Source organism: Bacteroides sp. CACC 737 (genome assembly GCF_013874375.1).
Taxonomy (GTDB): Bacteria; Bacteroidota; Bacteroidia; order Bacteroidales; family Bacteroidaceae; genus Bacteroides; species Bacteroides uniformis.
Genome location: NZ_CP059408.1, coordinates 1,851,569 through 1,862,385 on the forward strand (window position 1 = coordinate 1,851,569; position 10,817 = coordinate 1,862,385).

At 44.3% G+C, this 10,817-nt stretch carries 8 protein-coding genes; all 8 read left to right on the top strand.

What is annotated here, in order from left to right:
* Window positions 1-111 precede the first annotated feature (111 nt).
* From H1A11_RS07995 to H1A11_RS08030, 8 genes are read left to right on the top strand one after another with little or no spacing between them, the layout of a single operon-like run.
* Entirely contained in the window at window positions 112-2,394 is a 2,283-nt protein-coding gene (locus tag H1A11_RS07995) for an LruC domain-containing protein (RefSeq protein ID WP_181758000.1), read from the top strand.
* A gap of 25 nt (window positions 2,395-2,419) precedes the next feature.
* Entirely contained in the window at window positions 2,420-2,779 is a 360-nt protein-coding gene (locus H1A11_RS08000) for a PleD family two-component system response regulator (RefSeq protein ID WP_181758001.1), read from the top strand.
* An 18-nt stretch (window positions 2,780-2,797) separates the two neighbouring features.
* The gene (locus tag H1A11_RS19660) at window positions 2,798-3,964 is read left to right on the top strand and encodes a sugar transferase (protein ID WP_181758086.1); all 1,167 of its coding nucleotides are present in this window, start codon (window positions 2,798-2,800) and stop codon (window positions 3,962-3,964) included.
* Between the two features lie 21 nt (window positions 3,965-3,985).
* Window positions 3,986-4,834 carry a TolC family protein gene (locus tag H1A11_RS08010; protein ID WP_119961505.1) on the top strand — a complete coding sequence of 283 codons (849 nt, stop codon included), beginning with the start codon at window positions 3,986-3,988 and terminating at the stop codon, window positions 4,832-4,834.
* A 7-nt stretch (window positions 4,835-4,841) separates the two neighbouring features.
* Window positions 4,842-7,001, top strand: coding sequence for a hypothetical protein (locus H1A11_RS08015; RefSeq protein ID WP_119961504.1), 2,160 nt, complete (start codon window positions 4,842-4,844; stop codon window positions 6,999-7,001).
* Window positions 7,002-8,459: an O-antigen ligase gene (locus H1A11_RS08020; protein WP_117601350.1), complete on the top strand. Its 1,458-nt coding sequence runs from the start codon at window positions 7,002-7,004 to the stop codon at window positions 8,457-8,459.
* A 23-nt stretch (window positions 8,460-8,482) separates the two neighbouring features.
* Complete coding sequence (locus H1A11_RS08025) at window positions 8,483-9,688, top strand: glycosyltransferase family 2 protein (protein WP_117601351.1); 1,206 nt, start codon at window positions 8,483-8,485, stop codon at window positions 9,686-9,688.
* Window positions 9,685-10,806: a glycosyltransferase family 1 protein gene (locus tag H1A11_RS08030; protein ID WP_181758002.1), complete on the top strand. Its 1,122-nt coding sequence runs from the start codon at window positions 9,685-9,687 to the stop codon at window positions 10,804-10,806. The genes H1A11_RS08025 and H1A11_RS08030 overlap by 4 nt, the downstream gene beginning before the upstream one ends.
* Window positions 10,807-10,817: the final 11 nt, after the last annotated feature.

Here is a 10,817-nt window from a genome sequence, read left to right on the forward strand (position 1 = left end):
CACAAAAGCGTTAAAAAGGGTTAATCACCATGCTTTTATCCCCCATTAATAAAGCTTATTAGTTTAAATAAACGTACTTTTGCTTACAATCAAGCAAAACAAATGTAAAATATGGGAGAAAATACCCTATACAAACGCTTTCTGCCGCTTGTTATTCTTACAGTAGGCATACTGCTGCAGGGTTGTAAAGACGATGTTTTTAACCCCGAAAAAGTGAAAGCAGCCTATCAAGACAGGTTTCCGGTCAAGAACATAGACCCGGCTATGGATTGGAAAATGACTCAGCAGGTCCGGGTCAATGTTTCTGTATCCGAAGATACCGGCATCGACTATACCATACGTATTTACGACAAGAACCCCTTAATCAGCCGGTCATCTGCCAAACTGCTGGCAGAAGGCACCGCCAATAATACAACAGTATTTACTACCGTCATGGACTGCCCTTCTGTACTGACGAGCGCTTTTGTGTGCCGCACCGATACACACAGCCGCAACATAGTAAAATATGTATCCATCCAAAACGGTCAGCTCCATGCCGCTTTCGGCAATTCCCTTGCAACTACACGTACCGCATGGACGCGCAGTGTCAGCATCGAGACCTATTCACCGGAAAAGTCTGAGGCGGAAATCACCGCAATGCTATCAAGCGCCGAAGAAATAAGGCCGAATACCGATTTTCAAAACGGAAAAGCCTACAAAATCTCCAAAGACAATATATATAGGAATAAAATCAGCAAGGACGGCATGGGAAGTGACAATCCGGCCATCATCATCATTGAAGGCAGCTGGGAACCCAATGGAAACAACATGACCGTTGAACGAGGCTTCGAATTCTATGTGATTGACGGAGGGGAAATCGTGATACCGGACGAGCACACCTTCACTTTAGTGCAATCCAGCCGGTTTATCGTCTACGCGGGTGGAACCATCAAAGGGAACGACATCGAATTGACCAATGCCTCCGGAGGCAGCTACAACTACAATGCCGGCACCATAGAAATAGATGATTTCCATGTCAGCCAGGGAGGAGTATTCTATAATTGCGGTACCGTACGTGTCGATGAAATGAATTTCGACAGCGGATGCAAATTCATCAACCAGGGCAAAGCCTACATCGGGAAAACCCACAGCAACATCACTATAGACAACGGATGCTATCTATATACGGAAGAATTTGTAGGCACACTGAACATGGGAGACACCTCTTCTGCAGAGATAGAGGATTTCGGGGACCATAGCAACAATTACAACACCAGAATCACAATGGGTGACAACTCCATGATAACCGTACTTGATGAAGCAGAATTGTCACAAGCACAATTTATGGGCTCAAACAATGAATATGCACTGGTAAAAATCAATAAAATTGAAGATATAGGGAATTTTTCCAGCCAGGGAAACATTCATTATGAAGTGAAAGAAATTGACGATGATATCACTGAGGACATCTGGTGGGAAGCCAAATTCCTTGATGCCATCAAGAACACCGAAGGAACCATATCCAAATGGGGAGAATCCCCCATCACCATTCCCGCCGGAGACTGCACGGGCGAAGGCAATACTCCGAACGAGTCCGGCTCAGAGACCCCTACAGACCCAGTCTCCTATACGTACGTATTCGAAGACAACTTCCCGTTGGTAGGCGACTATGACTTCAACGACGTGGTCTTGGACGTGGAGACCTACTATCACCGCGAGAAAAAGACGAACCACATCAAGCGCATACAGCTCGACGTGACCCTTGCTGCGGCAGGAGCAAGCAAGCCGTTGGGCGTAGGGCTCCGGATTACCGGAATCAATAAATCCGATATCCGGGAAATCAAGACCGGAGGCGACGATTCGCGTTTCCAGGAGTCATTCAACAGCTCGTACAACAAATTCAGGTACAATAACGCTACTTATATGGAAGATTCCGATCCGAATGTCATAATCCCCATCGCAGGCGAAGTACACAATGTATTTGGAGTTGAATCGGGTGAGATGGTAAATACCGGCATTGGAGTGACCGCCAAAGAGTATACTTATAAAGTCATTATTGAACTGGCAGACCAAAACCGGACAGAACCCCTATTCTCAAAAGACAATCTGGACTTCTTCATCTGTTATCAATATAAAAGCATGGAACAACGCATGGAAGTCCATCTTTACGAATTTTGGGGATATGGCGCCACTGCCGCCGGAACCATACAGCAAGAGAATCTTGACTTAGCAGGCAACAACACATGGGCAATCTGCGTGCCGTATGGCTTCCGCTATCCCAAGGAAACCATCAATATTTCACGCACTGATATCCCCGAAGCAAGCGCATATCCGGAATTCATCTATTGGGCCCAAGACAGAACCCAGTATACGGAATGGTACGAACACCCGGTAGAAGAAAATGTATATAGATAAATATAGCAAACAATTATCATAAGCAATGAAACAAATATTATTTGTAGATGACAAACCTGCCATAGGCAAGGTACTCTCGGTCTATTTAGGAAAAGAAAATGAGCTGGTCTATTTCGAAGATCCCGTCAGAGCCATAGAATGGCTGAATGAGGGGAACGAGCCCACTCTCATCATTTCGGACATACGCATGCCCAAAATGACCGGAGGTGAATTTCTGGCATATCTGAAAGGTAATTCACTGTTCAAGGACATTCCGGTTGTGATGCTTTCCAGTGAGGAAAGTACCACCGAGCGCATCAACCTGCTCGAAGCAGGAGCCGAGGATTTCATACTGAAACCTTTCAATCCTATGGAACTGAAGGCCCGCATCAAGAAATTTCTCTAAACAACAAAATCAATGGATATGTTATATTATATCTACATAGGCAGCAACCGCGTCACCATCGGCCACTTGAGCAAAATTGCGGGAGGCATGTTCATGGCTGTTTCATCCTGCAACAAAGCGGCGAAAGTCATCGACGGTATCCGCGAACGGTACAACACATCCATTCTTTACGAAGAAAGTACCCCTCAAAAGGACAGCCAGGACATCACTTTCCTGCACAAGCGCTTCCCCCGTGTCTACATCATCCTCATCACCGAAGGGTTGCAGAAGGAACACCGCAAGCTCTATCTGCAGGCAGGTGTCAACAACACCCTTTCCCCTATGGCCAGCGAAGAGAGCCTCCAGCAAATGACGAAATTCCTCCGGTTGCGCAAGGAGCACAAACTGCAGGAATTCAGCCAGTCACACCGTAAGATATTCAACACCTTCCACCTGCCTATGTGGAAACGTATCTTCGATATACTGTTTGCGTGTGCAGTGCTCGTTGTGCTTTCTCCGCTACTCATTGCCACAGCCATAGCCATCCGCATGGAGAGTAAAGGCAAAGTGATTTACAAATCCCAGCGTGTAGGCAGCAACTACCAGATATTCAACTTCTTGAAGTTCCGCTCCATGTACACCAATGCAGACAAGCGCCTGAAAGAACTGAATGCCCTCAACCAATATAAGATAGAGGAAGAGCTTACGGACGAGCAGCCCGATATCCGCTTCGACGACCTGACCGGCACTTCCGAAGAGGAGGCTACCCTGCTGATTTCGGACGATTTTGTCATCTCCGAAGAAGATTTCCTTAAAAAGAAGGCCCAAGAAAAACAGAATACGTTTGTCAAGATAGAGAACGATCCCCGTGTCACCCACGTAGGCCGTTTCATCCGCAAGTACAGCATTGACGAACTGCCGCAGCTGTTCAACGTCCTCAAAGGGGACATGAGCATCGTGGGCAACCGCCCGCTCCCCCTCTACGAAGCCGAGCTGCTGACCAGCGACGCATATATCGAACGCTTCATGGCCCCTGCCGGACTGACAGGACTGTGGCAAGTGGAGAAACGAGGTGGCGCCGGGAAGATGTCGGCCGAAGAACGCAAACAACTGGACATTAAATACGCCAAAGAATTCTCATTCTGGCTGGACATGAAGATACTGTGCAAAACGCTGACGGCATTTGTACAAAAAGAGAATGTATAAAATAAAGATAACAGGAATTATATGGCTTTAGAGACAATAAAAAGATATATCAGTTCCATCATTTACAGTGTAATCCTCTTAGGATTGTTGGGGGTGTCTTTGTCTGTGGCTGCGCAGCAGGAGTTGACACGGGAGGAGCGCATCAAGATATTGGAACAGCTCAAAATGGAGGACAAAAAAATAGAAGTCAACACATTGGGTTTAATCAGTTCGAAGACATCAATAGATATTGAGAATTTAGAGTTGCCTCCTCTATCCGTCTTTCTTGATGCAGTAACAGAGAATGCGTCAGTAAAAAGAGCCCAATCCCAAGTAGAGCAAGTCAAGAACCAATATCGCCTGGAAAAAAGGAATTGGTGGAACTACTTCAGGCTGAACGGTAACTATTCTTACGGACGCTACAACATCATAGGCAATGCCAGTGACGAGTTCACCCCTATGTACCAGACAACGATGTCAAGTGCCCAGCACAACTTCAATGTCGGGGCCAGCGTCGGTGTCAGCCTGGGTGATCTATTCAACCGTCCGTTGAAACTGAAAGATTATCGCTACCAGATAGAACAATTGCAATATGTACAAGAAGATGTCATGGAAGAACGGAGACTAAAGGTCTTGGAAGCCTACAATGCAGTTACCGAACAATTAGCCACCATCAAAGCCAAAGCAGAAACGGCTGCCTTGTATAATGCACAAATGAAAATATCTGAAAACAATTTCATACAAGGAGCCATCGACATCATTGCACTTTCTTTAGAGCGTGCGCGCCGCACCGGTGCCGTGACCACGTATGAGCAGAGTCGTGTAGCTTTACACAATTCAATTGTATTATTGGAAATGTTGACTAATGTAAAAGTTATAACAGACAAGTAAACTAATTATGAATATAGTACAATTTTTGGCAAGCTTCTTTTACCGCATCCGTTATTGGTTATTGTGGGGAAGTCTTCTTGTTACGGCATTGGTCATATACTTTACCCAATTTTTACCATACAGTTATACGGTAAACAGTAGTTTATATGCAGGCGTAACCAATAGTACCAATTTGGATGGAAGCCAGCTTATCAACATCAACAGTACTTTCGACAATATCATTAATATTGGCAAGTCCAAAAACACTTTGGCAAAGGTTTCCGTTCGACTGCTTGCAACCAATCTTGTACACGGTGATGAATGGAAAGACAATATGTACATTCAAGCCAAACATTACAGACAACTTGTCCAAATCCTTCCAAAAGAAGTATTGGCTTTGGTAGACCGTTCCTCTTTGGATAAAACCGTAACTAATTTAATGAATTACAGAAAGGAGAACAGTAGCAATTTTGTCTATTCCATATTCAACCGCCCTTATCCGTTTTATAGCTATAACGCATTAAATTCAATCACCATTAAACGATTGGGTACCAGTGACCTGATAGAATTGGTATATACCTCCTCCGATCCCGGTATTACGCAAAACACCCTCAAGATATTGGAAGATGAACTGTTAAAGGCTTATGAGCAACTCCGGTTCAGTGCCACAAACAGTGCTATCGCCTATTTTGAAGAACAAGTGCGAATAGCCAAAAAAGCACTTACTGCAGAAGAAGATGATTTGACAGACTATAGTGTTCAAAAACAAGTCATCAACTACGACGAACAATCCAAGGCATTGGCTTTGACCAAATATGCGACAGACGACCGTATGGAAGCAGTGCAACGAAATTATGGAAGTGCAGTAGCCTTGCGCCAAATGTTAGAGAATAAAATGGACATACGGGCCAAGATTATACGCACAAATACGAATTTATTACAAGAGTTGGAAAAAGTCAGCACCTTGAACCAAAGCATTCTCGAACAAGAAATTTTTACCACAGAACAAAGTCAGAAGAAAAGTGATAAACTTCAAAGAGAAAAAGATGCTCTGCAAAAGGCAGAAGAAAAAATAAGCCATCTCTCCGATAATTTAAACGAGTATGGTTTCTCCAAGGAGGGTGTAGGCATTCGAGAAATGGTGACAGAATGGCTGACGGCATGCATCAATGAGGCGAAAGCCAAAGCTGAAGTGAAAGTATTGGTTGACCGCCAACGGGACATTATCGGCCAATACCGGGAATTCTCACCCGTAGGCACTCAAATCAAGCGAAAAGAACGTGCCGTAGGCATTGCCGAAGACAATTACCGCCGACAAATAGGAGGCCTTGCTGAAGCACACCTCCGTTTGCAGAATATCAAGATGACAACTGCCAACCTGCAGGTCATAGCATCACCCGAGTATCCGCTGACAGACAATGGCAGAAAAAGAATTATCTACGTCCTTGCGGCATTCTTCGGCAGTTTAATATTCATAAGCGGTTACTTCCTGCTGATTGAATTGTTAGACCGCACTCTCCGAGACCCTGACCGCAGCAAACGTCTGACCGGACTATCTGTCATTGCAGCATTCAACGGTGTAAGCAACTTAAAATTCCGTGGATTCCTCAAGGCTTGCAACCGGCTTGCCGCAGCCTACAGTTGCCGACAATTCAACAACTACTTACATCCGGATCGTCCCACCGTCATAAACCTGCTCAGCATGGAGAAACGTGAAGGGAAATCATTCCTTGCCAAATATTTCATCGATTACTGGGAAACTGAGGGTATGAAAGTGCGCCTTGTAAAATACGACCACGATTTCGACACCCAAAACAAGGGATATGTACAAGCTCAAGAATTGTCTGACTTCTGGGCTTTAAATGAAGCAGAAGAAATACCGGACATTATTTTAGTGGAATATCCTGCTGTCAGTACCGCCACTTTACCTATGTCGGTATTGAAAAAAGCAGATTTCAATTTGCTGATAGCCAACGCTGCCCGATTGTGGGGCAGAGATGACGACACCCGATTGAAACCGTTAAAGGAAGAATTGGAAGGAACTCCTCTATTTATGTATCTCAACAATGCAGACCGCGAAGTGGTTGAAAGCTTTACCGGAGAATTACCTCCTCATACTCCGGTCCACAGTTTCTTCAGCCGGTTGGCACAATTAGGTTTAACATCAAAATCAGCAGCTGTCAAATAAATGCAAACGGATATCAAAGGACATAGCATATCTCCCTTGGCGGTAACATTATTAGTGTTCATCATCGGACTGGGTGCACTCATCTATAGCATATTATTCAGTACTTGGGATATCATTGCATACGTTTGCCTTTCCCCTTTCTTCTTGATAATAGCAATACAAGCATTAAGAAACCCTTTTGCCGGTGTATGTTTCCTATTCACATTCAATTACTTTTTCATTCCCTGGTACAGATACACGCAAGGTAGTGGGTTGAGTGTCTGGTATGATGTTGCAACCGTCACCCTGCTTATAACACTTTTGATATATTCCTATCATCAACAAGGTAAGATTGCATGGAAATACACCAAAAATATTCTGACGTTTGGAGGTTGCATATGGGCCATATATACTGCGGCTGAAATCATAAACCCAACAGCTCTCACGGAAGCTTGGATTTACTCTCGTGGAATCATATACAGCACCCTTGTCATGTCATTAATTGGCGTTTTAACAATGACCTCCTATAAGCGATTGCGCATCATTATGCTTTTTCTGTCCATATTCACATTGACAGCCGTAGCCAAAACTGTTTACCAGAAATATGTAGGTTTTGATGAGACAGAAACAACCATGCTGATTGAAACGGAAATGTACAAGACACACCTTTTATCCGATGTCACCCGATATTTTTCCTTTTTCACAGATGCTGGAAATTTCGGTTCCAACATGGGTTTTGCTGCCATTCTGTTCGGTATCTCGGCTATCTTCGTGAAAGAACGTTTCATAAGACTCTATTATATAATTATTGCCCTTTGTTCCATATATGCCTTGTTCATTTCCGGAACTCGCGGTGCACTGTTTGTCCCCATCGGAGGAAGCATATTGTTTACTTTCCTCAGTAAAAATATCAAGCTCATGGGAGCTACAGTCATATTCGGCTTATTTTTTTATATCTTTTTCGCCCATACCTATATCGGTGAAAGTAACTCTTCAATCAGACGCATGCGCACAGCTTTCAGACCTACAGAAGATGCCTCATACACTGTCCGCAAAGAAAACCAAAAAAGATTGGCTGAATATCTAAAATACAAACCTTTCGGAGAAGGACTCGGTTTGGGAGGGGTAGAAGCCAGAAAATATGGTTCCCGTCTCACAACACTCATTCCCCATGATTCTTTTTATGTCAAGATATGGATGGAAACCGGTATTGTAGGATTAGTGCTTTTTCTTACCATATATGTCAGTACATTGTTAAGAGGTTGCTATCTTATCATGTTTCGGATTAAGAATAACGAGCTACGTGGAATACTCACGGCCATTGCTTGCGGCATTTTCGGACTAATGATAAGCGCCTATGGAAATGCTTTTTTCTTCCAATTCCCTACAGGATTCATGGTTATTTTATTTTTGTCAGTCCTGATTAATGGGGAGCATATCGACCAACTGCTGACCCAACAAAAAATGAAAAAGAAATAGAAAATATTAAATAGAAAACATATATGAACGACATTTTTTCCATATTCAATCCCGACTGGTGGATGGACGAGAACAACAATGCCTTGCAAATGACAGACGCGGTTCTTTTCTTATTGCTGGCCATCCCCGTAGCCTACTTGTTTATCTATGCATTGGCCTCCTTGCGGAAATACAAGAATCCCTATCCACCGTCCCCCAAGCAACATCGTTTCCTGGTCCTCTTTGTTGTGTTGAAAAACGGCAAGGAAGTGATAGAGTCCATCAATCATTTCCTTGATACGCAGATGTATCCGAGAGAAAAATACGACATCGCAGTAGCTGCCACACAACTGTCCGAAGAAGACTTAGTTACGCTGCTCCAGATGCCGGTCAATATTGTCGTGCCCGATAAAGAGCATTGCACAAAGATATATGCCATACAGCAGGTTATGGAGCGTTATTCTCCTCATGAGTACGATGCCATCACCATATTCAATTCAGACAACAAAGTTGTTCCTAACGCATTGGAGCTTTTCAACAACGCCTACTACTCCGGATGCGATGCCATCCAAGCCCACCGCATGACGGAAAACCTGAATACCAACATCGCCGTATTAAACGCCACCAGCGAAGAAATCAACAACCACCTCTTCCGCAAGGCACATACGGCACTGGGATTCTCCTCCGCCCTCATCGGTTCGGGCATGATGTTTGATTTTGAAATGTTCCAGGAAATCGCTCCCAGATTATCAGGAAGCGATTTGGCCAAAGCTACAGAAATGGAACTCTTGAAGGAAAACATATATACCGAATACATGGAAGAAATAGTCTGCTATTGCAAAAAGACAGACGATACATCGGGGTACAGCAAAGAACGCCAACGCTGGTTGGGCTCACAGTATCGCAGCTCCATACTGGCATTGCAACAATTTCCGATAGCCTTCTTACAAGGAAAGTGGGATTTATGCGAAAAATTATTCCAATGGCTACTTCCATCCCGTTTTCTGCTCATCTTATATATCACGATATGTGCCGTGGCAATAACATTCCTGGAGTGGCCGCTTGCTACAAAATGGTATGCACTTTTAGCCGTTTTATTCATCACTTTTTTGATGGCTATGCCCGAAGGGGAAATCAGCCGCAAGTTCCGGAGCGCTTTCTGGTCTCTGCCCATATTGGTAGTCACCTCTTCCATGAGCCACATCACAAGAATCTTTAAACGAAAAAAGAAAAGAAAGGCAGCAAAATGAAAATCGCCATCGAAGCCCAACGCATTTTCCGCAAAGACAAGCATGGCATGGACTTTGTCATCTTGGAAACACTGAAAGAACTGCAAAAGCGGAAAGACGGTAATGAATATTACGTATTCGTTGCCCCGGGAGAGGACCGGTGCCTGGAAGAATCGGAGAATCTCCATATCATTGAGCTTCGCTGCCCTACTTATCCACTGTGGGAGCAGATAGCATTGCCCCGGGCTGTCAGGAAGTTGAAAGCAGACTTGCTGCATTGTACATCGAATACAGCTCCGCTATGGTGTCCCGTCCCATTGGTGCTGACGCTTCATGACATTATTTATCTGGAACCGCGTCAGCATCGCAGTTCTTCCTTCTATCAGGAAATGGGATGGCATTACCGCCGCCTGATTGTTCCCCGCATCCTGAAGAAAGCAAGAAAGATTATTACAGTTTCGCAGTTCGAGTGTACCCGCATACGGGAAGCTTTGCAGCTTCCCAAAGAAGTCATTAAAGCCGTGTACAACGGCTACAGCGCTTACTTTACGATGCAGGAAACACCCGATGAGAGTATTGTGCAGAAATACATACCGCACCCGGACTTTCTTTTCTTTCTTGGAAATACAGACCCCAAAAAGAATGCGGCGCGTACCCTGAAAGCATACGCGTTATATCTGCAAGCATCCCAAACGAAACGCCCCCTTCTCATTGCCGATTTAAAAGAAGAATATATCGACCAGCTTCTTCAGCAAGAAGGAATCACCGGGATAAAAAAACATCTGTATTATCCAGGATATATCGGCAACAAAGATTTAGTAACCCTTTATAATGCAGCATTTGCATTCCTCTATCCTTCCTTGCGTGAAAGTTTCGGAATTCCTATGCTGGAGGCTATGGCTTGCGGTACTCCTGTAGTGACGAGCAACGTTTCGGCAATGCCCGAAGTTGCCGGTAAAGGTGCCATTTTAGTCGACCCTCAAAAACCGCAAAAAATAGCAGATGCCTTGCTACGTCTGGAGAATGATGCAACATTCTATCAGCAACAAGTAAATTACAGTCTGGAACGTGTAAAACTGTTCTCCTGGAAACACACAGCAGAAGAATATGTAAAGATATATCACAGTATTCACCAGTAATCGGCAAACAT

Coding starts and splice junctions, on each gene's coding strand:
- H1A11_RS07995 (WP_181758000.1), top strand. CDS start 112: ATGGGAGAAAATACCCTATACAAACGCTTTCTGCCGCTTGTTATTCTT.
- H1A11_RS08000 (WP_181758001.1), top strand. CDS start 2,420: ATGAAACAAATATTATTTGTAGATGACAAACCTGCCATAGGCAAGGTA.
- H1A11_RS19660 (WP_181758086.1), top strand. CDS start 2,798: ATGTTATATTATATCTACATAGGCAGCAACCGCGTCACCATCGGCCAC.
- H1A11_RS08010 (WP_119961505.1), top strand. CDS start 3,986: ATGGCTTTAGAGACAATAAAAAGATATATCAGTTCCATCATTTACAGT.
- H1A11_RS08015 (WP_119961504.1), top strand. CDS start 4,842: ATGAATATAGTACAATTTTTGGCAAGCTTCTTTTACCGCATCCGTTAT.
- H1A11_RS08020 (WP_117601350.1), top strand. CDS start 7,002: ATGCAAACGGATATCAAAGGACATAGCATATCTCCCTTGGCGGTAACA.
- H1A11_RS08025 (WP_117601351.1), top strand. CDS start 8,483: ATGAACGACATTTTTTCCATATTCAATCCCGACTGGTGGATGGACGAG.
- H1A11_RS08030 (WP_181758002.1), top strand. CDS start 9,685: ATGAAAATCGCCATCGAAGCCCAACGCATTTTCCGCAAAGACAAGCAT.